Genomic DNA, 26,037 nt, shown 5'->3' with positions numbered 1-26,037 from the left:
CGCCGAACAGCAAGAGGAGCACCCTGCCCGGTGCGGCGTGGTGCTCCTCTTGCTTGTCCGGGCAGCCACGGCGGAACGCCACGGCCGTAGGTTCGCTTCCGGGGCCGGCGGCAGGCGTCCTGTGCTTAAGAGCGTGGTTCAACGGCGACGGGCCAGCACGCGGCGACGGCCGGTCCACCTCCCCCTGAAAAGCCTCGGTGCGACAGCACGCAGAGGGCGGGGCCGGACGTCCTCAGCCTCCGATGCCCTCTGCCGATCATCCCAACCACTGATGGCTTTTCAGGGGGCGGCAGCTTCTCGGTGCCAAGGACCCCGTGCCCCTGCGCGTGGCGTCCCTGGCAGGGTCTACGGACCGCCTGTCCGTCCCTGCCCTATGCGGAGACTCCACGGGCCTTCCAAGGGGGAGAGGCGCGTCTCTTGGAAGGCTGCTGACAACTCCCCTTCCGCAGTCGCCCGACGCCGATGGGAGCTCCCACGCTGGGCGCCCGAGAGTCGTCCGCCCGGCAGGGCGGTCCTTTCAGCCCTTTGCGCTTCTCCCGCAGTCGTCGTGTAGCGGGACCTGTCCGCTACACGCCACCGGTCCGCTACAGAAATCATGCCTCTGACCTGCGATGTAGCGGCGTAGCGGATGTAGCGGCCCCTCAGGGAGAAGGGGCGGGTAGCGGGAGCTATCCGCTACCGCTACCCCATCCGCTACCTCGATCATGCCCCTGACCTGCACGGTAGCGGCGGTAGCGGAGGTAGCGGACCTGACAGGAAGGGGGTCAGCTAGCCCGGTCGCGGTACAGCGCCCAAGCTCGCTCCAGTGTGCTCACGGCTGCGGGCATCGCTCCCCGGGCTCGCAGGTACTCACACTGGCCCTTGAGCTGCTTGCCGCTCGGCCAGTCAGGATCTGCGGATACGTCGCGGGCCAGGTCGCCTACGGCGGTGTCTGCCTTGACGTGAGTCTTCAACCACGCAGTGAAGCTTTGGGATTGAGGCATGAAGGCATCTTTCCACGGCACCAATGGTTCACCGCAGGGGCCGGAAGGCTGCTTTCGGCTGGGCCGTCTGTGGGCCGTCCGAGGACGGCCCACAGCCACCAACGCTCACCAACGCCAACCAGCGCTTCGCAGGCCAGGCGGTAGATCAGGCCCCGGACACCGAGGCGAGGTACGCGTTCGTCTTCTCGGGCTCGTAGAAGAAGTTCTCGAAGTCCGCCGGGTTGTTGAACCCGTTGGCGAAGCGGTCCGCGACGGGCTGGAGCTGGCCGGCGGCGCCGATCAGGTTCAGCACGTGCTCCGGCGGAACCCCGAGCATGGCGTTCGTCCACTTCGTGACGTGCTGGGCGGTCTCCCAGTAGCGGTCGAACGTGGCCTGCATCCACTCCGCGTCGAACGCGCGGTCGCCGTGCTCGATGATCGAGTCCAGGTAGGCGTTCGCACACTTGGAGGCCGAGTTCGAGCCCTGACCGGTGATCGGGTCGTTGGCGACGACGACGTCCGCGACCCCGAGCACCAGGCCGCCGCCGGGGAGCCGGCCGATCGGCTTGCGGACGGTCGGGGCGTAACGGCCCGCCAGGGTGCCGTTGGCGTCGGTCAGTTCGACCTTGGTGGCGCGCGCGTACTCCCACGGGGTGAACTTCTCCATGAGCTCCAGCGTCTTGGCGAGGTGCTCCGAGGGGTCCTTGATGCCCTGGAAGGCGTCGAGCGGTCCGCCCGGCACGCCCTCCCAGAACAGGATGTCGGCGCGGCCGGACGTGGTCAGGGTCGGCATCACGAAGAGCTCGCCGACGCCCGGTACGAGGTTGCAGCGGACCGCGTCGAACTCGGGGTGCTCGGGGCGCGGGCCCATGCCGTGGACGTACGCGACGGCCAGGGCGCGCTGCGGGGCGTCGTACGGCGAACGGGAGGCGTCCCGGCCGAACATGGAGACGAGCTCGCCCTTGCCGGCCGAGACCATCACCAGGTCGTAGGTGCGGGAGAAGTAGTCCAGGTCCGAGACGGCCGCACCGTGGATGACGAGCTGTCCGCCGCGCTGGGCGAAGGTGTCCATCCAGCCGGCCATCTTCACGCGCTGGTCCACGGACTGGGCGAACCCGTCCAGCTTGCCGACCCAGTCGACGGCGCGCGAGGAGTCGGGCGCGGCCACCGAGACGCCGAGGCCCTCGATGCGCGGGGCCTGGGACTCCCAGAAGTTGAGCTGGTAGTCCCGCTCGTGCTGGAGCGCGGTGTGGAACATGCACTGCGTCGACATGACCCGGCCGGAGCGGATCTCGTCGGCCGTGCGGTTGGACATGAGGGTGACTTCGTAGCCTCTGGACTGCAGTCCGAGGGCGAGCTGGAGCCCGGACTGGCCGGCTCCGACTATGAGTATCTTCCGCATCGCGGTTCTCCGTTGTGTGTGGCTATGCCGGGGTGTTGTCGAGAGCGTGGCCCACCAGGGCCAGCAGCGACTCGACGACGGTGATCCTGTTACGCGCGTCCATGATCACAACAGGCACGTGCGGAGGGACGGTCAGGGCCTCCCGGACGTCTTCGGCCTCGAACCCGGGTGTTCCCTCGAAGTGGTTGACGGCCACGATGTACGGCAGCCCGCAGCTCTCGAAGTAGTCGAGGGCGGGGAAGCAGTCGGCGAGGCGGCGGGTGTCGGCCATCACGACCGCGCCGATCGCGCCGCGTACGAGGTCGTCCCACATGAACCAGAAGCGCTGCTGACCCGGTGAGCCGAAGACGTACAGCACGAGGTCGTCGTCGAGCGTGAGGCGGCCGAAGTCCATCGCGACGGTCGTGGTGACCTTGTCGGGCGTGGCGCTGAGGTCGTCGGTCTCCTCGCTGGCCTGGGTCATCATCGCTTCGGTCTTCAGCGGGGTGATCTCGGAGACCGAGCCCACGAAGGTGGTCTTGCCCACGCCGAAGCCGCCCGCGACCACTATCTTCGTGGCGGTCGGGGCCCTGGTGCGGTCGAGCTGCCAGGCCTGGAGCGATTCCTCGGCCTGGTCCTTCGGCCCCGGCTGGCGCGGGGCGAACAGCGGCGACTCAGAGACGACGGAGTCCATTGAGCACCCTTTCGAGCAGTGCGCGGTCGGGCTGGCCGGTGCCGTGACCGGTCCCGTACACGCGGATCTTTCCCTGGTCGGCCAAGTCGCTGAGCAGCACCCTGACCACACCGAGCGGCATCTTCAGCAGGGCGGAGATCTCCGCGACGGTACGCATCCGGCGGCAGATCTCGACGATGGCCTGGAGCTCCGGCATGACGCGCGAGGCCAGGTTGCCGTTCGTCAGTTCGCGGCGCTCGTCGGGGGCGTCGAGCGCCGCGACGAAGGTCTCGACGAGCAGCACGTGGCCGAAGCGGGTACGGCCGCCGGTGAGCGAGTACGGGCGCACCCGCGCGGGCCGTTTGTCGGCCCCGCGCACGGGGAGCCTGCGGGCGGGTTCAGCAGCAGCGTGGGTCACTGGGCGCTCTCCATCGATTTGCGCAGCTCACTGCGGAGTTCGGGGGTGAGTACGTGTCCGGCACGGCCGACGAAGAGCGCCATGTGATAGGCGATGACGCTCATGTCGCAGTCGGGGGTGGCGTGCACACCCAGCAGCGAGCCGTCGCTGATCGACATGACGAAGACGCTGCCCTCGTCCATGGCGACCATGGTCTGCTTGACGCCGCCGCCGTCCATCAGCTTCGCGGCGCCGACGGTGAGGCTGCCGATGCCGGAGACGATGGTCGCCAGATCGGCGCTGGAGCCCCGGGGGCCGTCCTGCCGTCCTGCCACCGGGGCGACCTGGTGGCCGGGGTCGGAGGAGAGCAGCATGAGTCCGTCGGACGAGACGACGGTGACCGAGTGGACCCCTGGCACCTCCTCCACCAGATTGCTCAGCAACCAGTGAAGGTTCCGGGCCTCGGTACTCAGCCCGAATGTGCTGGGCGCAGTCAACTGCGTGCCTCCTCGACTGTGTCCCCCGTCTCTCCGGATCGGCCATCGGTTCGGCCGGCCTGCTCAGTGTGCTCGGTACGTGTGGTGACTCCGGCCGGTCCGGTGGCCTCGGCGATCTCCGCCTCGACGTCCCGGCGGCCGTCCTTCGCGCCCTGGTGGAAGCCGCCGAGCCGACGGCGCAGGGCCTCCTTGTCGACGCTGCCGGTGCGCTCGGGCGTGGGGGCCGACGCGGGCCTGACGACCTTGGGGGTGCGCTTGGGCAGCCCCTTGTCGGTGATCCGTCCGGCCTGCGGCTCGGCCTGCGGCTCCGGCTCGGGGTGGCGCGGCCCCGGGAGCGCGTCGGCCACCGGTGCGGACCGGGGGGCCGGAGCGGACTCGGGGGCCGGCTGCGGCCTGACGCTCTCGTCGGCGGTGCGCTCGTGGCGGTCGGGGCCGATGGCGTACGGGCCGGCGGCCGCGGTCTCCGGGCCGTCCCCGAAGGCGGGGGCGTGCGTGAACTCGGGGACGTCCTCGAATTCGGGCACCCGAGGGAGCCGGACCTGCATCGTGGTCTCGGCCTCGGACTCCGACGGCAGCGGGGGCTCGGGCTCCGGTGCGGGCTGCGCCGCCTGCGGGCTCTCGGGCTCGGCGGCGACCGGGGGCTCGTGGTCGGGGGCGGCCAGGCTCCCGTCCTCCGGGCCGGGTACGGGAACGGCGGCCGGGCCGGCCTCGGCGATCGTCTGCTCGGCGGCCGCGATCAGCGGGTCACCGGGCAGGGCGAGGGTGCGGCGCGGCAGCGCGTTGGAGTTGGCCTCGGCGACCGATCCGGGGAGGTTCAGCGTGGGCGCGTCCCCGAGGGCCGTGACCGGCGGCGGGGTCGCGGCCGGGGGCGCCTTCGGGAGCAGGGCCTGGGGCAGCACGACGACCGCGGTCACCCCGCTGCCCTTCTGTTCGCGCAGCTGGACCCGTACACCGTGGCGCGCGGCCAGCAGCGAGGTCACCTGGAGACCGAGACCGGCACCGTCCGCGCTCTGCTCACCCGCCTCGAAGAGCGACGGGTCGCCGAGGCGGGTGTTGAGCTCACCCATCCGTACGGACGACATACCGATGCCCTCGTCCTGCACGGAGAGCATCACCTCGCCGGTCTCCAGCAGCCAGCCGGAGAGCTGGACATGGGAGTCCGGCGGGGAGAACGAGGTGGCGTTCTCCAGGAGTTCGGCGAGGAGGTGGCTGAGGTCGTCGGCGGCGAACCCGGCGATCTGGGCGTGCGGCGGCAGGGACTGGATGGTGACCCGCTCGTACCGCTCGATCTCGCTGACCGCGGCGCGCGCCACGTCGACCAGCGGGATCGGCCCGGGGTGCCCGTGTCCGTGCTCGGCGCCCGCGAGGACCAGCATGTTCTCGCTGTGGCGGCGCATGACGGTGGCCATGTGGTCGAGCTTGAACAGCGTGCCGAGCCGCTCCGGGTCCTGTTCGCGCTCCTCCAGGGACTCGATGACTCCGAGCTGGCGCTCGACGAGGCCGAGCGTGCGCAGCGACAGGTTGACGAAGGTGTGGTGGACGGTGTTCCTCAGCTTCTCCAGCTGCGCCGTCAGGTCCGCTGTGTGGACCTGGAGTTCGGCGCGCTGGAGGGTGAGGGCCTCGCGGCCGGCGATCAGTTCGCCGCGCTCGGCCTCCAGCTTCTCGAACCGTCCGTTGAACTCGTGGAGCAGTCCGTGCAGCCGGCCGTGCAGGGCGTTGATGGAGCGGACGACCTGGGCGAACTCGTCGTTGCGGCCGGTGTAGCGGACCGGTTCGGCCGTCTCGGGCTCCGCGGCCAGGCGGCCGGCGCCGATCCGCAGGACGGCGAGCGGCTGGGTGAGGGTGCGGGCCACGGCGGTGGAGACGCCGACGGCGATGAGCAGACAGCCGCCGAGGAGCGCGATCCGCAGTTCCAGCGCCGTGACGTCGTCGTCGCGCAGTTCCCCGAGCCGCTGCACCTGGGCGGTGCCGAGGGCGGACTCGACGCCGCGCATCCGGTCGATCCGGGCGGAGAGGGCGGCCTGGAGCTTCTTGGTGCTGACCTTCTGGTCGGACTCGGAGAGCTCGGGGCGGTCGGTGAGCCCGGCGAGGTACTTCTCCGCGTTGTTGACCTCGGGGCCGGTGACCGTGGTGGACAGCTTGTCGCGGGCGGTGGCGCCGGCGGCCTGGTCGAAGTCGGCGAGGGCGGAGAGTTCACCGACCCGGGACTGCTGGGCGGCGCCGCTCAGCTCGTCGCGGGTGCGGTCCTCCTTGGTCTCGCCCTCGTCCTGGGTCTGGACGGGCAGGCCGGTGAAGGGGTCGATCTGCGGCTCGGCCGGCTCCTTGCGGGGGACGGCGAGCGCGGCGAGCAGCAGCCCGCGGGTGGCGGAGGCCTGTTCGGTGGCCCGGCCGAGCGCGAGGGGGGCGCGGACCGCCTCGGCGGCGCGCGGGGAGGTGTTGTCCGCGAGTTCCTCGGCGAGGTCGTGGAGCTTCGAGATGACCTCGGTGTACGCCTGGTGGGCCTCAAGCGCCGTGCCCTTGCCGCTGATGGCGTCGCGGCGCAGGGAGGGGATGGTGGAGAGGTCGCGGCGCAGGACTGCGGAGGCCGCGTCCCGGATCTCGTCCACCTGCTGGTCGACGCGGGCGCTGCGGCTGCCCGCGGAACCGCTCGTCGCACCGGGCTTGCCCTCCCGGCCGGCGGCGATGAACGCGGTGACCTCGTCGCGCTCGTCGGCGAGGGAGTGCGCCAGCGCGATGGCCTGCTGGTTCAGCTCCGCGAGGGTGACCAGGCGCTGCGATTCCGTCAGGTCGGAGGAGGCGCTCAGGGCCGCGGGCGCTCCCGCGGCTATGACGGTGATCCCGACGACGGCGACGCCCGCGACGAGCCGGCTGCGCACGCGCACGGTGCGCCCGCTCTCAGCCGGCGCCGACGACGCCACCTCGGAACCGCTGTGCTTGCTGCCCTTGCTCCGAGGCCGCTTCTTCTGCACCGGTGCTCGCAATCTCGACTCGTCCGCCCTTGAAGCAGAGGTGACGCTCGGTCACGTGATCGAACGCCCCGACCCCTGGTACGGCTTCCGACCATTCCAGTGCTTTTGAGAGGGGGGCGCGCATCAACCGCTCCGCCACTCGAACGAGTGAACCGCACTCCGGAGTTGGCGAACAAGTCTCCCCCCGGGGCCCTCAGGGCACACCCGCACGTCCGGCTGGATCTTCGGGGCAGGCTTTGGCAGGATGCCCGCCCGCACACTTCCCGGAGTGATTCCTTCCGCCCCACTCGCCCTTCTGACCTGCTGGTACGGGCCAATCCCCGGTCGGTGCAGGCCCCGTGAAGGCATCGTGCAGACTGGCGGCATGCGCATCGAACTCGCCACCGCCGCCGGCGCCGCCGGGCGTCCGAACGAGGACTGGGCGGCCACGGTCCTGCCCGCCTCCGGCCAGGGTGGAGGGCTCGTCCTGCTCGACGGGGTGACTCCGCCGCGAGGTGACGACGGTTGTGCGCACTCGGTCCCGTGGTTCACCGCGCGACTCGGTGGCGCCCTGGTCGAACTGTCGGGTTCGCGGCGGGATCTGCCGCTGCAAGAGATCCTCGCGGAGTCCATCCGGCGCACCGCCGACACGCACCGTTCCCTGTGTGACCTTTCTCACGTACGGACGCCGCAGGCAACGGTCGTGATGGTGCGTTGGGACGAGGCGGTGATCGAACACCTGGTGCTGTCCGACTCGGTGCTGCTGTTCGAGTCGCCGGGCGGCGCCGTCCGCGCCGTGCTGGACGACCGGCTCGACCGGCTGCCGCCGGGGTCGCTCGCCTCCGAGGCGGCCGCCGACGCGCTGCGGAACAAGGAGGGCGGCTTCTTCACCGCCGCCGCCGACCCGGCCGTCGCGGACCGCGCGGTCACCGGCCGGACGCCGCGCGCCGAGGTGCGGGCGGTTGCCGCGATGACGGACGGGGCGAGCCGCTGGACGGAGATGTTCGGCGAGGGCGACTGGGCGGCCTGCCTGGGAGTGCTCCACAAGGAGGGTCCCCAGGGGCTGATCGACCGGGTCCGGGCCCTGGAGGAAGCGGACACGGACCGTACGCACCTGCGGCGGAGCAAGCGCCACGACGACGCGACGGCGGTCTACGCGCAGCTCTGAACCATCCCGCGCGACGCCGAGCGGGATGGCCCTCCTCAGCTCTCGGCGCGGGCGTTCAACTGGTGCAGCAGCCGGGCCAGCTCCGCCACCTCGGTGCGGTCCCAGTCGGCGAGCTTGCGCACATAGCGGTCGCGGCGCGCGTCCCGGACGCTGCGGAAACGGGCCAGGCCCTCGTCTGTGAGGTGGACGAGGAAGGCCCGCCCATCGGCCGGGTCGGGCTCGCGGGCCACCAGGCCGAGGTCCTCCAGGGCGCGCAGTTGACGGCTCATCGTGGCTTTGCCGACGCCGAAGTAGGAGGCGAGGTCGGTGGCCCGCTGACGGCCGGCCGATTCCAGGCGTACGAAGAGTCCGTAGGCCGCCGCCTCCAGTTCGGGGTGCACCTCGCGCGCCATTTCACCGGAGTTGGCCCGGGCACGGCGCAGGAAGACCGCCAACTCCAGCTCCAGGGCGAGGAACTCGTGGTCCACACCACTTCCCCCGGTTGCGCCGGGTTCACTCCCGCGTTCGCTCCCGTGCACGTCAACACCCCTCATGAGCTTTCCCGCCACTGAAAGTTTCTTTCGCCGCCGGTCATCGCCGCAGCTCCACCAGTATTTCGCAGGAGTAGACCAACGGCACCGCCCAGGCCCTCTTCCGCCACCCGGGTCTACGTGCGTAGCGTCATGCATGGCATGTTCACACCATGGCATGCCGCAAGGGGTGCGTCCGCCGTGCCCCGGATCAGTAGATCCCCCCACTGAGGCCTCGGAGGCACGCAATGCCCGTGCACAGATCCGGCTCCACGACCGCCCGTCGCTCGCGCTTCGCCGCGGCGGGAACTCTGCTCGCAGCTCTCTCCCTCCTCATCGCCCTGCCCGGCGCCGCCGGCGCGTCCCCCACCGCCGGCGGCGCCGCGAAGCCCGCCCGGGGCACGGCCACGATGGGCATGGGCGTCATCGCCCACGACGGCCAGGGCAACCTGGGCGGCTCGGCCACCACCCTCGCCGCCCAGACCGAAGGCGTGGACGTGAGCAGCCACCAGGGCAACGTCGCCTGGTCGACGCTCTGGAACAGTGGTGTGAAGTGGGCCTACACCAAGGCCACCGAGGGCACGTACTACACGAACCCGTACTTCGCGCAGCAGTACAACGGCTCGTACAACGTGGGGATGATCCGCGGCGCGTACCACTTCGCCACCCCGGACACCACGAGCGGCGCCACCCAGGCCAACTACTTCGTGGACCACGGCGGCGGCTGGTCCAGGGACGGCAAGACACTGCCCGGCGTGCTCGACATCGAGTGGAACCCGTACGGCGCGCAGTGCTACGGCAAGACCGCGGCCGGGATGGTCTCCTGGATCCGCGACTTCGTGAACACCTACAAGGCGCGCACCGGGCGTGACGCGGTCATCTACACCGCGACGAGCTGGTGGCAGTCCTGCACGGGCAACAGCGCCGCCTTCGGTGCCACCAACCCGCTCTGGGTGGCCCGTTACAACACCACGGTCGGAACGCTCCCGGCCGGCTGGGGTTTCTACACGATGTGGCAGTACACCTCGTCCGGCCCGACGGTCGGCGACCACAACCACTTCAACGGCGCCCTCGACCGCGTACAGGCGCTGGCCAACGGCTAGCCACCCCGCGCCTCTTCTCCACGGAGCCCGGTGACGCACCCCGTCACCGGGCTCCGCTCCGTTCGCACGCACGTCTCCGACCAGGCATGAAGGCCCTCCACCGGCCTCGTGCCCTCACACCCGACCCCCTATACACCGCATGTATACGCGCTATGTATAGTCGTTGCAGTCCGCACATAAGTGCGACGTAAGCAATGAGGGAGTGACCCGCCTTGCCCAGTAGGACGAAGTCGATCGGTACGGGGTTGGCCGTCGCTCTTGTGACGGCGCTCACGCTGACGCTGAGCGGCTGTTCGATGGAGACCACGGCCCCCGGATCCGCCCGCGGTGACGCCGGATCGGACGCGAAGGGCTCGTTCGGGCCGGTCGACTGCCGCAAGGCGAAGTGCATAGCCCTGACCTTCGACGCGGGGCCGGCCGAGGACACCCCCCACCTGCTGGACATCCTCAAGAAGGAGAAGGTCCACGCGACGTTCTTCCTGCTGGGCAAGAACCATGTGAAGAAGCACCCCGAGACCGTCCGCCGGATCGAGGCGGAGGGCCACGAGGTCGCCAACCACACCTGGTCGCACGAGATCCTGACGGACAAGAAGCCCGCGGAGATACGCGCCGAGCTGAAGAAGACGCAGGACGCGATCGAGGCCATCACCGGCAAGAAGCCCCGGCTGATGCGTCCGCCGCAGGGCCGCACCGACGACACGGTCTCCGGGATCAGCAAGGACCTCGGGCTCTCCCAGATCCTGTGGAACGCCACCGCCAAGGACTACTCGACGACGGACTCCGCGCTCATCAAGAAGCGGATCCTCGACCAGGCGACCAAGGACGGCATCATCCTGCTGCACGACATCTACAAGGGCACGGTGCCCGCGGTGCCCGGCATCATCGAGGAACTGAAGAAGCGCGGCTACACCTTCGTCACCGTCCCTGAACTGATGGCCCCGGCCGAGCCGGTCCCGGGCACCATCTACCGCCCCTGAGCCACCGCCGCTCACGCGGAACGGCCCGCCTCCCCGCGAGGGGGAGACGGGCCGCCCGTACCGGCCGTGTCCGTGGTGCCACGCCCGTCACGCCGTGACACCTACGCCGCGGCCGGGATCCTCCGCTCCGCCGGGGCCGAGGCCGGGGCGAGGGCGATCTCCAGGACCTGGCGGACGTCCGTGACCGGGTGGACCTCCAGCGTGTCCAGCACCTCGGCGGGGACGTCGTCCAGGTCGGCCTCGTTGCGCTGCGGGATCACCACGGTGGTGATGCCCGCGCGGTGGGCGGCGAGCAGCTTCTGCTTCAGGCCGCCGATCGGCAGGACGCGTCCGGTCAGCGACACCTCACCGGTCATCGCCACATCCGTACGGACCAGCCGTCCGGAGAGCAGCGAGGCCAGCGCGGTCGTCAGGGTGATGCCGGCGCTCGGGCCGTCCTTGGGGACCGCGCCCGCCGGGAAGTGGATGTGCACGCCCCGGTCCTTGAGGTCGGCGACCGGCAGTTCCAGCTCCGCGCCGTGCGAGCGCAGGAAGCTCAGCGCGATCTGCGCGGACTCCTTCATGACGTCGCCGAGCTGACCGGTGAGGGTCAGTCCGGACGCCCCGGTCTCCGGGTCGGCGAGCGACGCCTCCACGAAGAGCACGTCACCCCCGGCCCCGGTCACCGCGAGCCCGGTGGCCACGCCCGGCACCGCGGTACGGCGCTCCGCCGGGTCCTGGGCGGACTCGGGGACGTGGTGCGGCCGGCCGATGAGCCCGCGCAGCTCCTGGTCGGTCACCGTGAACGGCAGCTCCCGGTCGCCGAGCTCGTGCTGGGCCGCGACCTTGCGCAGCAGCCGGGCGACGGCCCGCTCCAGGTTCCGGACCCCGGCCTCCCTCGTGTACTCGCCGGCCAGCTTCCGCAGCGCCGACTCGTCGAGGGCGACCTCGTCCTTCTCCAGACCGGCCCGCTCCAGCTGGCGCGGGAGCAGGTGGTCGCGGGCGATGACGACCTTCTCGTCCTCGGTGTAGCCGTCGAGCCTGACCAGCTCCATCCGGTCGAGCAGCGCCTCCGGAATGGCTTCGAGCACATTCGCCGTGGCCAGGAAGACGACATCGCTGAGGTCGAGTTCGACCTCCAGGTAGTGGTCGCGGAAGGTGTGGTTCTGGGCCGGGTCGAGCACTTCGAGGAGCGCCGCCGCCGGGTCGCCCCGGAAGTCGGAGCCGACCTTGTCGATCTCGTCGAGCAGGACCACCGGGTTCATCGAGCCGGCCTCCTTGATGGCGCGGACGATGCGGCCGGGCAGCGCGCCGACGTACGTACGGCGGTGGCCCCGGATCTCCGCCTCGTCCCGGACACCACCGAGGGCGACGCGGACGAACTTGCGCCCCATGGCGTGCGCCACGGACTCGCCGAGCGAGGTCTTCCCGACCCCGGGCGGCCCGACCAGGGCCAGCACCGCACCGCCGCGCCGGCCGCCGACCACACCCAGACCACGGTCGGCACGGCGCTTGCGCACCGCGAGGTACTCGGTGATGCGCTCCTTCACGTCCTGCAGGCCCGCGTGTTCGGCGTCGAGGATCTCCCGGGCGCCCTTGATGTCGTAGGCGTCCTCGGTCCGCTCGCTCCACGGCAGTTCCAGGACGGTGTCGAGCCAGGTCCTGATCCAGGAGCCCTCGGGGCTCTGGTCCGAGGCACGCTCCAGCTTGTCGACCTCCTTGAGCGCGGCCTCGCGGACGTGCTCGGGAAGGTCGGCGGCCTCGACGCGTGCCCGGTAGTCGTCGGACTCGTCCTCCGGGTCCCCGTTGAGTTCGGAGAGCTCCTTGCGTACGGCGTCGAGCTGGCGCCGCAGCAGGAACTCGCGCTGCTGCTTGTCGACGCCCTCCTGGACGTCCTTGGCGATGGACTCGGCGACGTCCTGCTCGGCGAGGTGTTCGCCGAGCCACTGGATGGCGAGCTTCAGCCGGGCGACCGGGTCGGCGGTCTCCAGGAGCTGCACCTTCTGGGTGGTGGTCAGGAAGGGGGAGTATCCGGAGTTGTCGGCGAGGGCGGAGACGTCCTCGATCTGCTGGACCCGGTCCACGACCTGCCAGGCGCCGCGCGTCTTCAGCCAGCTGGTGGCGAGGGCCTTGTACTCCTTGACCAGTTCGGCGACGGCTCCGGGGAGGGGTTCGGGGACGGTGCCGTCGACCCGGGTCCCCTCCACCCAGAGCGCGGCACCGGGCCCGCTGGTCCCGGCCCCGATCCGTACGCGTCCGCGACCACGGATGAGGGCACCCGGGTCGCCGTCCGAGAGCCGTCCGACCTGCTCGACGGTCCCGATGACACCGATCCCGGTGTAGGTCCCGTCGATGCGCGGAACGAGCAGCACCTCGGGCTTGCCGCCGCCCTCACGGGCTGCGGCCTGCGCGGCCTCCACGGCGGCACGCACCTCGCTGTCGGACAGGTCCAGAGGCACCACCATCCCGGGCAGCACGACTTCGTCATCGAGCGGCAGCACGGGCAGGGTCAGCGGTGTGACGGCGTTGGACTCAGTAGCCATGATCTCCCCTTCGGCACTCAAGTTGAGCTATGTGGACTCAATGCTTGTGAGCCGCTCAATGTTCCCGGGGCGTGTTCGCTGTGAGCGATCACGTGCGACTGCCGCGTCCTGCCCTGGTCCAACGCCGGGCCCGGGCGCCTTAGTCCCTCCGCCCGCGGACCGGGGCGCTCGACGTCCCGGTGCCACTCGACATCCCGGGGCCGCGCAACGTCCCGGGGCCGCGCGAAATCCCGAGGCCGCGCGAAATCCCGTGGAACACGAAGTCGCCGCCGGACACGATGGCCCCATGACCGATACCGCTCCCCCGTGCCAGGCCCTGCTCGTCGTGGACGTCCAGAAGGCCGGGGTGACCGGGGGCAGGGCCGTGCCCGGTGCGGCCGGACTGCTGGAGCGGACGGCGGACCTGATCGCCCGCGCACGCCGGAGCGGCGCGCTCGTCGTGCATCTGCAGAACGACGGCGCCCCCGGCTCGGGCGACGAGCCGCACACCCCCGGCTGGGCGCTCCACCTGCCGGTCCGGACGGGCCCCACGGAGTCCGTGATCCGCAAGACGCGGGACGACGGCTTCGCGGGGACGTCGCTGGGCTCCGTCCTGAGCGCGGCGGGCGTCGGGGCGGTCGCGGTCTGCGGCGTGATGTCGGAGATGTGCGTCCAGGCCACGGCCCGCACGGCGCTGGCGCTGGGCTACCGGGTCGTCCTCCCCCACGACGCACACGCCACGCAGGACATCCCGGCCGCCCCCGGAATCAGCGAGGCGGTCCCGGCGGCCGTGGTCTCACGCGTCGCGGCCTGGGCGATCAGTGGGGACGCCCATGTCACGGCGCGGGCCGCGGAGGTGACGTTCGCGGCGCCGCGGCCGCTCGGCAGAATGTCGTCATGAACGAGGAGCGGGGACTGAACCGGGACGGCACGATCGCCCGGGAGGGCTCGCTCGGCCGGGTGCGGCCCGCGTTCGCGCCGGTCGTGGCCGCGGCCCGTTCCCGTGTCACCGAGGTCTTCGGTCCCGCCCGGCTGGACAGCGCCTACGTCTACGGCAGCATCCCGCGCGGCACGGCCACGCCCGGGGTCTCCGACCTGGACCTGCTGCTCGCCCTGCGCGAGGAGCCCACCGGGCCGGACCGCGCCGACGCCGATGCCGTCGAGACCGCCCTGGACGCGGCGTTCGACGGGATCGACGGCGTCGGCATCCTGCTCTTCGGCGCGGACACGCTGCTCAGCCCACTCGAACGCCACGACATGGGCTTCTTCGTCGCATGCCTGTGCACTCCGCTGCTCGGCGACGACCTCGCCGCCCGGCTGCCGCGCTACCGGCCGACCTCGCTGCTCGCCCGCGAGACCAACGGAGACCTGTGCCTGGCGCTCCCGCGCTGGCGCGAGCGGGCCGCCGAGGCCACCACGGACGCCGCGCGACGCACCCTGAGCCGGGGAGTCGCCCGCCGGATCGTCCGTACCGGCTTCACCCTGGTCATGCCGCAGTGGGGCGGCTGGACCAGCGACCTGGCCGAGTCGGCCGAGCTGTTCGCCCGCTACCACCCGCACCTTCCCGAACGGGCCGAACAGATGCGGCTGGCCGCGCGGACGGGCCGCACCCCGAGCGCCGACCCGGCCGTCCTGTCCCTGCTCGTCGACGACCTCGCGCCCTGGCTGGCGGCCGAGCACATCGCGGTGCACGGCGAGAAGGCGCCACGCCCCTGACCGCATCCGGACGCGCGGTACGTGAACCGCCCGGGCTCCCGGCTCCGATAGAGGAAGTGTGAGCCACGTGCACCCCGCAGGGGACGACCGGAACGACGAGGCGCTGCTGCGTGCCGTCGCGCAGGGGGACACGGCCGCCCTGGCCGCGCTCTACGACCGGCACTCCGGCTGGCTGCTGGCCCGGCTGAAGCGCCGGTGCGCGGACGCCGAGACCGTGCGGGAGGTACTGCAGGACACCTTCGTCACGGCCTGGCGCTCCGCCGGTTCGCACCGCGGTGCCGAGGCCGGCGGCTGGCTCTGGGTGATCGCCGCCCGCCGGCTGGTCGACGCGCAGCGGAGCCGGGCCAGGACGGAACGCGTGGCCAAGGCCGAGCACGCCGACGGTGCGCAGTGGGCGGCCGCCGTGCCGTCCGCCGAGGACCGGGTCCTGGCCGGTCTGGAGTACGGCGACGTGGGCGCCGCGCTCGACCGGATATCGCCGGAACTCCGGGAGGTCCTGCGGGCGACGGTCATCGACGGGCTGACGACCCGGGAGGCAGCCCGGCTGCTCGGCATACCGGAGGGGACGGTCAAGACCCGTGCGTCGCGGGCCCGGCGCGAACTGCGGGCCGCGCTGGAGCTGCTGGTCGTGGAGAACGGACCGCTGGGAGGCACGGCATGACTGCCTGGCACGTGGGAGACGAACTGGCCGGACGGTACGCGGAGGGGGCCGCGGCCGAGACCGACGCGTGGTCGCTGGAGAAGCACGTCGAGTCGTGCTCGCGCTGCGCGGACCGGGTGTCGGCGGCGGTACGCGGCCGGGGGGCCGCGGCACCGCTGCTGGCGGAGGTCCGCAGCGCGGTGCTCGCGGCCGCGGAGAGGGAACCGGCGCGGGAAGCCCTGCGGTTGCCGGGGCCCGCCTCCCGGCTCGGGCGGATCCTGTGGGCCGCCGGCCCCGCGCTCCGGGGGGCGTGGGCGGGAGCGCTGCTGCTCGTGGCGCTCGGGGCGCTCGCCCTGGCGTACGTCGGCGGACTCGGCGGCGCGGTCCGCCCGCTGCTCCTCGTCGTCGCGCCGGTACTGCCGCTGGCCGGGGTCGGCGTCTCGTACGGGCGTTCCGCCGACCCGATGCACGAGATCGTCACCACGACCCCGGGCGGCGGGCTCCGCCTGCTGCTGGTCAGGACCGCTGCGGTACTCGCGGTGGCCGTCCCGGTGCTCACGCTCGCCGGGGCGGCGCTGCCCTCGTCCGCGGGCGGACCGGGGGCGGTGGCCTGGCTGCTGCCCGGGCTCGCCATGACGCTCGGGGCGCTGACGCTCGGCTCGTACGTCGGCTGCCGCACGGGTGCCTCGTCCGTGGCCGCATGCTGGGCCGCCGCCGTCCTGCTGCCGGCCTTCGGTACGTCACCGTCGCGGATCCTCGACGCGGCCGAGCCGGCCACCCGGTACCTCGCGGGTGCCGCCGCGCAGAGCTGCTGGGCGGCGGCGGCCGTGCTCTGCGCCGGGCTGCTGGCCCTGCGCCGCCGATCATTCGACCATCTGGAGAAGTCATGAGCGTGATCGCATGAGCAGCACCGTCAAGGTCACCGGGCTGACGGTCCGGCACCGCCGGACGACTGCCCTGGACGGCGTGGACCTGGACTTCACCCCAGGTGTGCACGGACTCCTCGGGCCCAACGGGGCGGGCAAGACGTCGCTGATCAGAGTGGTCTCCACGGCCGCCGCGCCCACCTCCGGGCGGATCGAACTGCTGGGCAGCGAGGTGGGCGCGGAGGCGGATCACCGCAGCCGCGCGGCGGTCCGGCGCCGGCTGGGCTATCTGCCGCAGGAGTTCGGCTACTACCCGGGCTTCACGGTCCGCGAGTTCGTCGCCTATGTGGCATGGCTCAAGGAGATGGACGGCGCCCTGATCGCGGGCGCCGTGGAACGGGCCGTGGAACGGGTGGGCCTGACGGACCGGATCGACGCCCGGATGAAGACCCTGTCCGGCGGTATGGTGCGGCGCGTCGGCATCGCCCAGGCGATCGTCAACGAACCGGATCTGCTGCTGCTCGACGAGCCGACCGCGGGCCTGGACCCGGAGCAGCGGGTCGAGTTCCGCACCCTGATGCGGGAGCTCGGCGACCGGGCCACGGTGATCCTCTCCACGCACCTGGTCGAGGACGTGGCCACGGCCTGCTCCGATGTCACGCTGGTCGAGGCGGGCCGGATCGCGTACCGGGGAACGACGGCCGAACTGGCGGCCCTGGGCGGCGACGGGGACGCGCTCGACGGCAGCCCCATCGAGCGCGGCTACACCGCCGCCCTGCACACCCACCGTGCGAAGGCGGGTGTCCGATGACGACGACCGATGCCCCCGCCGACGAGCGACAGCACTCCCCCGGCCCCGCGTCCACCCGTTCACGCGCTGCTCACCGTTCGACGCTCCTCGCGCTGCGCACCGAACTGCGCCGTGGCATCGCCCCGTGGACCGGCGCCTGTACGGCGGTCATCCTCGCCGTCACCATGGCGGCCAAGGCCGATACGTGGCAGGGGAGCTGGGGTGAGACCCAGGCGCTGCTCCATTCCACCGCGACGCTGCTCGCCGGTCCGCTGGTGGCTGCCGCCTCCTGCTGGCAGGGCGCCCGCGACCACCGGCGTTCGACCGACGAGCTCTGGAGCTCCACCCCGCGCGCCCGGTCGGCGCGGGTGCTGGTGGCCGCCCTGCCGGTCACGTTGTGGGCGGTCATCGGATATCTCGCCGCGCTGGCCGCCGCGCTGCTCGCCACCTGGCCGTACGCCGCGGGCGGGAGTCCGTTCCCGTCGTTCGCCGTGGTGGACAGTGCCTTCCTGGTGGCCGTCGGCCTGGTGGGGTTCGTCGTCGGCCAGCGGTGCCGGTGGCGGCTGGCACCGCCCGCCCTTGCCATGGTGCTGTACCTCGTCCTCGGTGTGCCGCTCTACTCCGAAATGCCGTGGCGGTATCTCGACCCCGCCGAGCAGTACATGCTCGACGGAATGCTGCCCGTGTGGTGGTTCGCCCCGGTCATGGTGGCGTGGACCTGCGGTCTCGCCGTGGCCGCGCTGGTCGCCCATGCGGTTCGGCGCAGGCTCCTCGCCGTCGTACCGCTCGCCCTGGCCGCCGCCGTCGCACCACTCCTCCTGCACACCGGCGAGGACCTGGTGCGGCACGACCCGGCTGCCGCGCGACGCGTCTGCACGGACGGTGTCCCCCGAATCTGCCTGACCGAGTACGGCCGGGCCGTGCTGCCGCAGGTCTCGCAAGCGCTGGCCGGACTGTTCGGGCGGCTGGACGGAGTGCCGGGCGCACCGGCCCGCTATGTGGACCAGGAGCCCTCGCGCGCTTCCGGTGAGGCCCGCGTGCCCACGCCGAACATCGGCTGGTACGTCGTGCGCGGGCGGCTGCGGCACGCGGAGGATTTCGCCCTGCAGGTGTCCTACGGCGTGGTGCCGCCGCGGAATTGCCGATCCGCCGAGTCCGCGGACACGCTACGGGTGGTGTACACCGACGACGCCGTCAGGAGCTGGCTCGCCGGCCCCGGCGCCCTGGCTGTCCACGCGGAGAAGACCCCGCAGCAGCGCCGCCTCGAAGCCCTGCCGGCCGCCGAGCGCCGGGCCTGGCTCGGCCGCTTCCTCGCTACGCGCGAAAGCTGCGTCCCGTCCGAGGTGCCGACCCTGTGAACCGCGTACCCGGCACCGTTCCCGTCCTCTATCTGCGCTCCCGAACCGTCCCCCGTACCGTTGCCGCTCTGGCCTGCATCGTGCTCGTCGCCGCCTGGGCCGCCGACTGGCTGGTAAGCCGGACCTACTTCAACCACAGCGCCCGGGTCCCCGTCCTCGTACTCGCCCCACTGCTGGTGTCGGCAGCCATCGGCACCAGCCTGTACGCCCCCGCCGACGAGCTCGACCGCACGGCCGTGCGCCGCTGGTGGCCCCGGCGGCTGCTGCATCTGCTCGCGCTCACCGTCCCGGCCGCCGCCGCCCTCGCGCTGGCCGTCCCCGGGCATCCCGAGTCGTTCGGCGCCCCCGGCATGATCCGCAACGTGCTCGGTGCCACCGGGGTGGCGGCCGCCTCCGCCGCCCTGATCGGCGCCCGGCTGAGCTGGCTGCCGATGACCGTCTACGGCGGCGCGGTGTACCTGGCGGCCCCCCGCACTCCGGGCGGCGCGGCCTCCGTGTGGGCCTGGCTGATGCAGCCGGGGCCGCAGACCGGGGCGTGGGTGGTGGCCTCGGTGGCCTACGCGACGGGGGCGGTGCTGTTCGCCGTACGCGGGCCGCGCCGCGAACGCGGCTGAACCCGCCCCCGTTCGGGGAAACCGCTGGCCCGGCCGCTGCGGCAGGCGACAGGATGGCGGGAACAGCGACCACCATCCACCGGAGACCAGCGCCATGCCCCTCACCTTCGGCCCCGACGCCCTCGCCCCCGTCACTCTGGACCGCCGCGAGGGACCGTACGGGGAGGTCGTCCTGCGCAGGCGGGGCGACGACTTCGAGATCATCGCGAACGGGTGCTTCCTGATGGACACCTCGGACGGGCGCTCCGAGCGGCTGCTGGTCGACGCCGCGCTCGACGCGCTGCCCGCGGGCCGGACCGCCCCGGCGGTGCTCATCGGCGGGCTGGGCGTCGGGTTCTCGCTCGCCCGGGCCGCCGCCGAACCGAGGTGGGGGCGGATCGCGGTGGCCGAGCGGGAGCAGGCCATCGTCGACTGGCACCGGGAGGGGCCGCTGGCCGGGATCTCGGGGGCGGCGCTGGCCGATCCGCGGACCGTGGTCCTGACGACGGACCTCGTCGCCCACCTCCGTACGACTACGGACCGTTACGACGCACTGTGTCTGGACATCGACAACGGACCGGACTGGACCGTCACCGACGACAACGGAAATCTGTACTCGCCCGCCGGGCTCGCCGACTGCCACGCGCGGCTCACCCCGGGCGGGGTGCTCGCGGTGTGGTCCGCACAGCCGTCCAAGGAGTTCGAACAGGCCTTGCGGAATGCCGGATTCCGTGGAGTAAGGACGGAAGAAGTAGGCGTTGCCCGAGGTGTGCCCGACGTGGTCCATCTCGCAATTCGAGCAGCCTGACAACCCCCCGCCGGGTATGCGGGCCCCCGGGACGCCCAGGGGCCAAGCGCCACAAGCGCGACACTCCGCCTCCACTGTTCGCCCGGCCCGCCCCCGTCGGCTTGCACCCTGCGTAGCCGGGAGCCCTCCGCTGCCTTTACGCTGCTGACCGATAGCGGGATCACCCACGAAATTCACGAGCGAGAACCGTACGTCCGGGGGAATGGCCTCCGTGAGAACGGGCAGGGGCGGGGCGATGGAACAGACACACACCACCCACACAGGTGTCGCGGCCACCCCGGGCGCGCAGCGCCGCGTGCTGGTGGTCGAGGACGACGCCACGATCGTCGATGCCATTGCCGCCCGGCTGCGGGCCGAGGGCTTCCTGGTGCAGACCGCACTCGACGGCCCCGCGGCCGTGGACGCGGCCGAGGCCTGGCAGCCGGATCTGATGGTGCTCGACATCATGCTTCCCGGCTTCGACGGCCTGGAGGTCTGCCGGCGCGTGCAGGCCCAGCGCCCGGTGCCGGTACTGATGCTGACCGCGCGCGACGACGAGACCGACATGCTGGTCGGCCTCGGCGTCGGCGCGGACGACTACATGACCAAGCCGTTCTCCATGCGTGAGCTGGCTGCCCGGGTCCATGTCCTGCTGCGCCGGGTGGAGCGGGCCGCGCTGGCCGCCGTGACCCCCCGCAGCGGGATACTGCGCCTCGGAGAGCTGGAGATCGACCACGCGCAGCGCCGGGTGCGGGTCCGCGCCGATGACGTGCACCTGACGCCCACCGAGTTCGACCTGCTGGTCTGCCTGGCCAACACCCCGCGCGCGGTGCTCTCCCGGGAGCAGCTGCTGGCGGAGGTCTGGGACTGGGCGGACGCCTCGGGCACCCGTACCGTCGACAGCCACATCAAGGCGCTGCGCCGGAAGATCGGCGCGGAGCGGATCCGTACCGTGCACGGTGTCGGCTACGCGTTGGAGACCCCGGCGCCATGACCGCGCCGGGACCGGGGCTTCGGCCGTTCTCGATCAAGGCGAAGCTGGGCACGCTGGTCGTGGTCTCGGTGTTCATCACGACCGGGCTGATCATGGTGGCGATGCGCACGCGCACCGAGCTCCGTTTCATCACGGTGTTCTCGGTGATCGCGACGCTGCTGATCACCCAGTTCGTGGCGCACGGTCTGACCGCGCCGCTGGACGAGATGAGAGCCGTCGCCCGGTCGATCTCGCACGGCGACTACACCAGACGGGTGAGCGGCGCCGACCGGCGCGACGAGCTCGGCGACCTGGCGCAGACGATCAACCTGATGGCCGACGACCTGGCGGCCGTGGACCGGCACCGCAAGGAGCTGGTGGCGAATGTCTCACATGAGCTGCGCACGCCCATCGCGGCACTGAGAGCCGTGCTGGAGAACGTCGTGGACGGGGTGTCCGCGGCCGATCCGGAGACGATGCGCACGGCCCTGAAACAGACGGAACGGCTCGGCAGGCTGGTCGAGACGCTGCTGGACCTGTCCCGGCTGGACAACGGCGTGGTCACGCTGAAGGCCGGCCGCTTCGAGGTGTGGCCGTATCTGTCGGGGGTCCTCAAGGAGGCGAACCTCGCCGCCGCGCACCGCCGGCTGTCCTCGGGCTCCGGCAACCACTCCCGTACGGACGTGCATCTGCACCTGGACGTGTCGCCACCGGAGCTGACCGCGCACGCGGACGCCGAGCGGCTGCACCAGGTGGTGGCCAACCTGATCGACAACGCCGTGAAGCACAGCCCGCCGCACGGCCGGGTCACCGTGCGCGCCCGGCGCGGCGGGCAGCCCGAGTCGCTGCACCTGGAGGTCATGGACGAGGGCCCCGGCATCCCGGAGTCCGAGCGCCACCGGGTCTTCGAGCGGTTCAACCGGGGCGAGGTGCCCTCTCCGCACGGTCCGGGGAGCGACGGCGGTACGGGACTGGGCCTGGCGATCGCCCGCTGGGCGGTGGATCTGCACGGCGGCCGGATCGGTGTGGCCGAATCGGCTCGCGGCTGCCGCATACGCGTCACTCTTCCGGGGATCCGTCAGCCGCGAGGTTGACATAGGGTTCGAACCGGAAGGGCGCGTTCTACGTGTTCTGTTCAAGGGGTACGGTCGAAGGGGCCGTAACTGCGGTCTCGCGTACCCGGAGTGAAGCGGAACCAAGCTTGTTTCCCGCCATTTCCTGCCCCGAAACCCGACTTTCGATGTGACTTGCACGACGAAGACCGGCCCGGCCTGCATGGAACGGCCGGGGAGGCGTAGCCTTGATTTCCGCTGTCCATCACCTTGTGAAGCGGAAGAGGGCGGTTGCCGCCGTGTCGTCTCAGTCCCCCAGTAACTCGAGCATCTCCACCGACCAAGCCAGCCCGGGTACGAACCCGGCTGCGGCTTTTGGCCCCAATGAGTGGCTCGTCGACGAGATCTACCAGCAGTACCTCCAGGATCCCAATTCGGTCGATCGCGCCTGGTGGGACTTCTTCGCCGACTACAAGCCGGGTACGTCCGGCACGGCGGACAAGCCCGTTCCCGGCGCCGCAGCCGCGGGGGCTGCGGTGCCCGCGGCTCCGGCCGCCACCGCACCGGCTCCGGCCGCGCCTGCCGCACCCGCGGCCAAGGCTCCGGCCGCACCCGTCGCTCCGGCGCCCGCACCGGCCGCGCCCGCACCTGCCGCCCCGGCGGCTCCGGTGAAGGCCGCACCGGCTCCGGCCGCGAAGGCTCCCGCCGCCCCGGCCACCGAGGCCCCGGCAGGTCCGGAGTACGTGACGCTGCGCGGCCCGTCCGCCGCAGTCGCGAAGAACATGAACGCCTCGCTGGAACTGCCGACGGCCACGTCCGTCCGTGCCGTCCCGGTGAAGCTGCTCTTCGACAACCGCATCGTCATCAACAACCACCTCAAGCGCGCCCGCGGCGGGAAGATCTCCTTCACGCACCTCATCGGGTACGCGATGGTGCAGGCCCTCAAGGCCATGCCGGCGATGAACTACTCCTTCGCCCAGAAGGACGGCAAGCCGACCCTGGTGAAGCCGGAGCACGTCAACCTCGGCCTCGCCATCGACCTGGTGAAGCCGAACGGCGACCGCCAGCTGGTCGTCGCGGCCATCAAGAAGGCCGAGACACTCAACTTCTTCGAGTTCTGGCAGGCCTACGAGGACATCGTCCGCCGGGCCCGCAACGGCAAGCTCGGCATGGACGACTTCACCGGCGTCACCGCCTCGCTGACCAACCCCGGCGGCATCGGCACCGTTCACTCGGTGCCCCGCCTGATGCCCGGACAGGGCCTCATCATGGGCGTCGGCGCGATGGACTACCCCGCGGAGTTCCAGGGCACGTCGCAGGACACCCTGAACAAGCTGGGCATCTCCAAGGTCATGACGCTGACCTCGACGTACGACCACCGGGTCATCCAGGGCGCCGCCTCCGGCGAGTTCCTGCGGATCCTCTCCCAGCTGCTGCTCGGTGAGAACGAGTTCTACGACGAGATCTTCAAGGCGCTGCGCATCCCCTACGAGCCGGTCCGCTGGCTCAAGGACATCGACGCCTCGCACGACGACGACGTCACCAAGGCCGCACGGGTCTTCGAGCTGATCCACTCCTACCGGGTCCGCGGCCACGTCATGGCCGACACCGACCCGCTGGAGTACCACCAGCGCAAGCACCCCGACCTGGACATCACCGAGCACGGCCTCACCCTGTGGGACCTGGAGCGGGACTTCGCGGTCGGCGGTTTCGCCGGCAAGACGATGATGAAGCTCCGCGACATCCTCGGTGTGCTGCGTGAGTCGTACTGCCGCACCACCGGCATCGAGTTCATGCACATCCAGGACCCGAAGCAGCGCAAGTGGCTCCAGGACCGGGTGGAGCGTCCCCGCCCGAAGCCGGAGCGCGAGGAGCAGCTGCGGATCCTGCGCCGCCTCAACGCCGCCGAGGCGTTCGAGACGTTCCTGCAGACGAAGTACGTCGGCCAGAAGCGGTTCTCGCTGGAGGGCGGCGAGTCCGTCATCCCGCTGCTCGACGCGGTCATCGACTCCGCCGCCGAGGCCCGCCTCGACGAGGTCGTCATCGGCATGGCCCACCGCGGCCGGCTGAACGTGCTGGCGAACATCGTCGGCAAGTCGTACGCGCAGATCTTCCGGGAGTTCGAGGGCAACCTCGACCCGAAGTCGATGCACGGCTCCGGCGACGTCAAGTACCACCTGGGCGCCGAGGGCACCTTCACCGGTCTGGACGGCGAGCAGATCAAGGTCTCGCTGGCCGCCAACCCCTCGCACCTGGAGGCGGTCGACCCGGTCCTGGAGGGCATCGCCCGCGCCAAGCAGGACATCATCAACAAGGGCGGCACGGACTTCACCGTCCTGCCCGTCGCGCTCCACGGCGACGCGGCCTTCGCGGGCCAGGGCGTCGTCGCCGAGACGCTCAACATGTCGCAGCTGCGCGGCTACCGCACCGGCGGCACCGTCCACGTGGTGATCAACAACCAGGTCGGCTTCACCGCCGCCCCGGAGTCCTCGCGCTCCTCGATGTACGCCACCGACGTGGCGCGCATGATCGAGGCGCCGATCATCCACGTCAACGGTGACGACCCCGAGGCCGTCGTCCGGGTCGCACGGCTGGCCTTCGAGTTCCGTCAGGCGTTCAACAAGGACGTCGTGATCGACCTCATCTGCTACCGCCGCCGCGGTCACAACGAGGGCGACAACCCGCAGTTCACCAACCCGCAGATGTACACCCTGATCGACAAGAAGCGCTCGGTGCGCAAGCTGTACACCGAGTCCCTCATCGGTCGCGGCGACATCACGCTGGAAGAGGCGGAGCAGGCGCTCCAGGACTTCCAGGGTCAGCTGGAGAAGGTGTTCGCGGAGGTCCGCGAGGCCACGTCGCACCCGGCGCAGCCGCATGTGTCCGACCCCCAGGCCGAGTTCCCGGTGGCCGTGACCACCGCGGTCTCCCAGGAGGTCGTCAAGCGGATCGCCGAGTCGCAGGTCAACATCCCGGACCACATCACCGTCCACCCGCGCCTGATGCCGCAGATGCAGCGTCGTGCGGCCTCGGTGGAGGACGGCACGATCGACTGGGGCATGGGCGAGACCCTGGCCATCGGTTCGCTGCTGATGGAGGGCACCCCGGTCCGGCTCGCCGGCCAGGACACCCGCCGCGGCACGTTCGGCCAGCGTCACGCGGTGCTCGTCGACCAGGTGACCGGCGAGGACTACACCCCGCTGCTCTACCTCTCCGACGAGCAGGCCCGTTACAACGTCTACGACTCGCTGCTCAGCGAGTACGCGGCGATGGGCTTCGAGTACGGCTACTCGCTGGCCCGTCCGGAGTCGCTGGTCATCTGGGAGGCCCAGTTCGGTGACTTCGTCAACGGCGCGCAGACCGTCGTCGACGAGTTCATCTCCTCGGCCGAGCAGAAGTGGGGCCAGACCTCCGGCGTCACGCTGCTGCTGCCGCACGGCTACGAGGGCCAGGGCCCGGACCACTCGTCCGCCCGCCCGGAGCGCTTCCTCCAGATGTGCGCGCAGGACAACATGACGGTCGCGATGCCGACCCTGCCGTCGAACTACTTCCACCTTCTGCGGTGGCAGGTCCACAACCCGCACCACAAGCCGCTGATCGTCTTCACCCCGAAGTCGATGCTCCGCCTCAAGGCGGCGGCGTCGAAGGCGGAGGAGTTCACCACCGGCGGCTTCCGCCCGGTGATCGGCGACGACTCGGTCGACCCGAGCGCGGTCCGCAAGGTCGTCTTCTGCGCCGGCAAGGTCTACTACGACCTGGAGGCCGAGCGCCAGAAGCGCGGCGACACGGAGACCGCGATCATCCGTCTGGAGCGCCTGTACCCGCTGCCGGGTGCGGAGCTCCAGGCCGAGATCGCCAAGTACCCGAACGCGGCGAAGTACCTGTGGGCCCAGGAGGAGCCGGCCAACCAGGGTGCGTGGCCGTTCATCGCCCTGAACCTGATCGACCACCTGGACCTGGCCGTCGGCGCCGACGTCCCGCACGGTGAGCGCCTGCGCCGCATCTCGCGGCCGCGCGGCTCGTCCCCGGCGGTCGGCTCGGCCAAGCGCCACCAGGCCGAGCAGGCTCAGCTGGTCGCGGAGGTCTTCGAGGCCTGACCGGCGCATGTACGAACCGAGGGCCCGGCTCCGCGAGATGATCGCGGGG

22 protein-coding genes are annotated in these 26,037 nt (G+C 71.4%); 14 read left to right on the top strand and 8 right to left on the bottom strand.

The genetic code is table 11. The features are described from left to right. Positions 1-764: 764 nt before the first annotated feature. From OG446_RS26230 to OG446_RS26205, 6 genes are all read right to left on the bottom strand, one after another. Positions 765-983 carry a YozE family protein gene (locus OG446_RS26230; RefSeq protein ID WP_328896332.1) on the bottom strand — a complete coding sequence of 73 codons (219 nt, stop codon included), beginning with the start codon at positions 981-983 and terminating at the stop codon, positions 765-767. A gap of 145 nt (positions 984-1,128) precedes the next feature. Further along, entirely contained in the window at positions 1,129-2,364 is a 1,236-nt protein-coding gene (locus tag OG446_RS26225) for a styrene monooxygenase/indole monooxygenase family protein (protein ID WP_328896331.1), read from the bottom strand. Positions 2,365-2,386: 22 nt separating this feature from the next. Beyond that, on the bottom strand, positions 2,387-3,037 hold the full coding sequence (locus tag OG446_RS26220) for a GTP-binding protein (protein ID WP_328896330.1): 651 nt from the start codon (positions 3,035-3,037) through the stop codon (positions 2,387-2,389). Beyond that, positions 3,018-3,434, bottom strand: coding sequence for a DUF742 domain-containing protein (locus tag OG446_RS26215; protein WP_328896329.1), 417 nt, complete (start codon positions 3,432-3,434; stop codon positions 3,018-3,020). The genes OG446_RS26220 and OG446_RS26215 overlap by 20 nt, the downstream gene beginning before the upstream one ends. Then, positions 3,431-3,910 carry a roadblock/LC7 domain-containing protein gene (locus tag OG446_RS26210; protein WP_328896328.1) on the bottom strand — a complete coding sequence of 160 codons (480 nt, stop codon included), beginning with the start codon at positions 3,908-3,910 and terminating at the stop codon, positions 3,431-3,433. Before OG446_RS26210 ends, OG446_RS26215 begins: the two co-directional genes overlap by 4 nt. After that, positions 3,907-6,879: a sensor histidine kinase gene (locus OG446_RS26205; RefSeq protein WP_328896327.1), complete on the bottom strand. Its 2,973-nt coding sequence runs from the start codon at positions 6,877-6,879 to the stop codon at positions 3,907-3,909. The genes OG446_RS26210 and OG446_RS26205 overlap by 4 nt, the downstream gene beginning before the upstream one ends. 364 nt (positions 6,880-7,243) lie before the next feature. Between OG446_RS26205 and OG446_RS26200 the strand changes: the two genes are divergently transcribed. After that, on the top strand, positions 7,244-8,026 hold the full coding sequence (locus OG446_RS26200; RefSeq protein ID WP_328896326.1) for a protein phosphatase 2C domain-containing protein: 783 nt from the start codon (positions 7,244-7,246) through the stop codon (positions 8,024-8,026). 35 nt (positions 8,027-8,061) lie between these two features. Here the strand turns inward: OG446_RS26200 and OG446_RS26195 are convergent, their stop codons facing one another. Next, positions 8,062-8,559, bottom strand: coding sequence for a MarR family winged helix-turn-helix transcriptional regulator (locus OG446_RS26195; protein WP_389055172.1), 498 nt, complete (start codon positions 8,557-8,559; stop codon positions 8,062-8,064). A 224-nt stretch (positions 8,560-8,783) separates the two neighbouring features. Here OG446_RS26195 and OG446_RS26190 point away from each other — a divergent pair, with 224 nt between their 5' ends. Together OG446_RS26190 and OG446_RS26185 are read left to right on the top strand one after the other, a co-directional pair. Continuing rightward, positions 8,784-9,638 (top strand): lysozyme, encoded by an 855-nt coding sequence (locus OG446_RS26190; protein ID WP_328896325.1) that lies wholly within the window; start codon positions 8,784-8,786, stop codon positions 9,636-9,638. A 296-nt stretch (positions 9,639-9,934) separates the two neighbouring features. Then, positions 9,935-10,615, top strand: a complete 681-nt coding sequence (locus tag OG446_RS26185) for a polysaccharide deacetylase family protein (RefSeq protein WP_328898420.1) — start codon at positions 9,935-9,937, stop codon at positions 10,613-10,615. 101 nt (positions 10,616-10,716) lie between these two features. Here OG446_RS26185 and lon read toward each other — a convergent pair whose 3' ends face one another. Beyond that, positions 10,717-13,137, bottom strand: a complete 2,421-nt coding sequence (lon, locus tag OG446_RS26180) for an endopeptidase La (RefSeq protein ID WP_328896324.1) — start codon at positions 13,135-13,137, stop codon at positions 10,717-10,719. 286 nt (positions 13,138-13,423) lie between these two features. On the opposite strand from lon, the gene OG446_RS26175 reads away from it, so the two are divergent. The 11 genes from OG446_RS26175 to OG446_RS26125 all read left to right on the top strand — a co-directional run bounded on the left by OG446_RS26175 (position 13,424) and on the right by OG446_RS26125 (position 25,988). Beyond that, positions 13,424-14,017 (top strand): cysteine hydrolase family protein, encoded by a 594-nt coding sequence (locus OG446_RS26175; protein ID WP_328896323.1) that lies wholly within the window; start codon positions 13,424-13,426, stop codon positions 14,015-14,017. After that, on the top strand, positions 14,014-14,832 hold the full coding sequence (locus OG446_RS26170) for a nucleotidyltransferase domain-containing protein (RefSeq protein WP_328896322.1): 819 nt from the start codon (positions 14,014-14,016) through the stop codon (positions 14,830-14,832). Before OG446_RS26175 ends, OG446_RS26170 begins: the two co-directional genes overlap by 4 nt. A gap of 58 nt (positions 14,833-14,890) precedes the next feature. After that, entirely contained in the window at positions 14,891-15,493 is a 603-nt protein-coding gene (locus OG446_RS26165) for an RNA polymerase sigma factor (RefSeq protein WP_328896321.1), read from the top strand. Continuing rightward, positions 15,490-16,362, top strand: coding sequence for a hypothetical protein (locus OG446_RS26160; protein ID WP_328896320.1), 873 nt, complete (start codon positions 15,490-15,492; stop codon positions 16,360-16,362). The genes OG446_RS26165 and OG446_RS26160 overlap by 4 nt, the downstream gene beginning before the upstream one ends. Before the next feature lie 10 nt (positions 16,363-16,372). Beyond that, on the top strand, positions 16,373-17,149 hold the full coding sequence (locus OG446_RS26155) for an ABC transporter ATP-binding protein (RefSeq protein ID WP_328896319.1): 777 nt from the start codon (positions 16,373-16,375) through the stop codon (positions 17,147-17,149). Continuing rightward, positions 17,146-18,486: a hypothetical protein gene (locus OG446_RS26150; RefSeq protein WP_328896318.1), complete on the top strand. Its 1,341-nt coding sequence runs from the start codon at positions 17,146-17,148 to the stop codon at positions 18,484-18,486. Before OG446_RS26155 ends, OG446_RS26150 begins: the two co-directional genes overlap by 4 nt. Then, entirely contained in the window at positions 18,483-19,100 is a 618-nt protein-coding gene (locus OG446_RS26145; protein ID WP_328896317.1) for a hypothetical protein, read from the top strand. The genes OG446_RS26150 and OG446_RS26145 overlap by 4 nt, the downstream gene beginning before the upstream one ends. Positions 19,101-19,194: 94 nt before the next feature. After that, positions 19,195-19,887 carry a spermidine synthase gene (locus OG446_RS26140; RefSeq protein WP_328896316.1) on the top strand — a complete coding sequence of 231 codons (693 nt, stop codon included), beginning with the start codon at positions 19,195-19,197 and terminating at the stop codon, positions 19,885-19,887. A 235-nt stretch (positions 19,888-20,122) separates the two neighbouring features. Beyond that, positions 20,123-20,860 carry a response regulator transcription factor gene (locus OG446_RS26135; RefSeq protein WP_148020697.1) on the top strand — a complete coding sequence of 246 codons (738 nt, stop codon included), beginning with the start codon at positions 20,123-20,125 and terminating at the stop codon, positions 20,858-20,860. Then, positions 20,857-21,933: a HAMP domain-containing sensor histidine kinase gene (locus OG446_RS26130; RefSeq protein ID WP_328896315.1), complete on the top strand. Its 1,077-nt coding sequence runs from the start codon at positions 20,857-20,859 to the stop codon at positions 21,931-21,933. Before OG446_RS26135 ends, OG446_RS26130 begins: the two co-directional genes overlap by 4 nt. A gap of 257 nt (positions 21,934-22,190) precedes the next feature. Next, a complete protein-coding gene (locus tag OG446_RS26125) occupies positions 22,191-25,988 on the top strand; it encodes a multifunctional oxoglutarate decarboxylase/oxoglutarate dehydrogenase thiamine pyrophosphate-binding subunit/dihydrolipoyllysine-residue succinyltransferase subunit (protein ID WP_328896314.1) in 3,798 nt (1,265 codons plus the stop codon). Positions 25,989-26,037 lie beyond the last annotated feature (49 nt).

The sequence above is a fragment of the Streptomyces sp. NBC_00236 genome (assembly GCF_036195045.1).
GTDB lineage: Bacteria > Actinomycetota > Actinomycetes > Streptomycetales > Streptomycetaceae > Streptomyces.
This window is presented reverse-complemented; position numbering and strand designations above follow the sequence as displayed.

Excerpts from the sequence above, each read along its gene's own strand:
- OG446_RS26230 (WP_328896332.1), bottom strand. The coding sequence starts at position 983 with ATGCCTCAATCCCAAAGCTTCACTGCGTGGTTGAAGACTCACGTCAAG.
- OG446_RS26225 (WP_328896331.1), bottom strand. The coding sequence starts at position 2,364 with ATGCGGAAGATACTCATAGTCGGAGCCGGCCAGTCCGGGCTCCAGCTC.
- OG446_RS26220 (WP_328896330.1), bottom strand. The coding sequence starts at position 3,037 with ATGGACTCCGTCGTCTCTGAGTCGCCGCTGTTCGCCCCGCGCCAGCCG.
- OG446_RS26200 (WP_328896326.1), top strand. The coding sequence starts at position 7,244 with ATGCGCATCGAACTCGCCACCGCCGCCGGCGCCGCCGGGCGTCCGAAC.
- OG446_RS26195 (WP_389055172.1), bottom strand. The coding sequence starts at position 8,559 with ATGAGGGGTGTTGACGTGCACGGGAGCGAACGCGGGAGTGAACCCGGC.
- OG446_RS26190 (WP_328896325.1), top strand. The coding sequence starts at position 8,784 with ATGCCCGTGCACAGATCCGGCTCCACGACCGCCCGTCGCTCGCGCTTC.
- OG446_RS26185 (WP_328898420.1), top strand. The coding sequence starts at position 9,935 with ATGGAGACCACGGCCCCCGGATCCGCCCGCGGTGACGCCGGATCGGAC.
- lon (WP_328896324.1), bottom strand. The coding sequence starts at position 13,137 with ATGGCTACTGAGTCCAACGCCGTCACACCGCTGACCCTGCCCGTGCTG.
- OG446_RS26175 (WP_328896323.1), top strand. The coding sequence starts at position 13,424 with ATGACCGATACCGCTCCCCCGTGCCAGGCCCTGCTCGTCGTGGACGTC.
- OG446_RS26170 (WP_328896322.1), top strand. The coding sequence starts at position 14,014 with ATGAACGAGGAGCGGGGACTGAACCGGGACGGCACGATCGCCCGGGAG.
- OG446_RS26160 (WP_328896320.1), top strand. The coding sequence starts at position 15,490 with ATGACTGCCTGGCACGTGGGAGACGAACTGGCCGGACGGTACGCGGAG.
- OG446_RS26155 (WP_328896319.1), top strand. The coding sequence starts at position 16,373 with ATGAGCAGCACCGTCAAGGTCACCGGGCTGACGGTCCGGCACCGCCGG.
- OG446_RS26150 (WP_328896318.1), top strand. The coding sequence starts at position 17,146 with ATGACGACGACCGATGCCCCCGCCGACGAGCGACAGCACTCCCCCGGC.
- OG446_RS26140 (WP_328896316.1), top strand. The coding sequence starts at position 19,195 with ATGCCCCTCACCTTCGGCCCCGACGCCCTCGCCCCCGTCACTCTGGAC.
- OG446_RS26135 (WP_148020697.1), top strand. The coding sequence starts at position 20,123 with ATGGAACAGACACACACCACCCACACAGGTGTCGCGGCCACCCCGGGC.
- OG446_RS26130 (WP_328896315.1), top strand. The coding sequence starts at position 20,857 with ATGACCGCGCCGGGACCGGGGCTTCGGCCGTTCTCGATCAAGGCGAAG.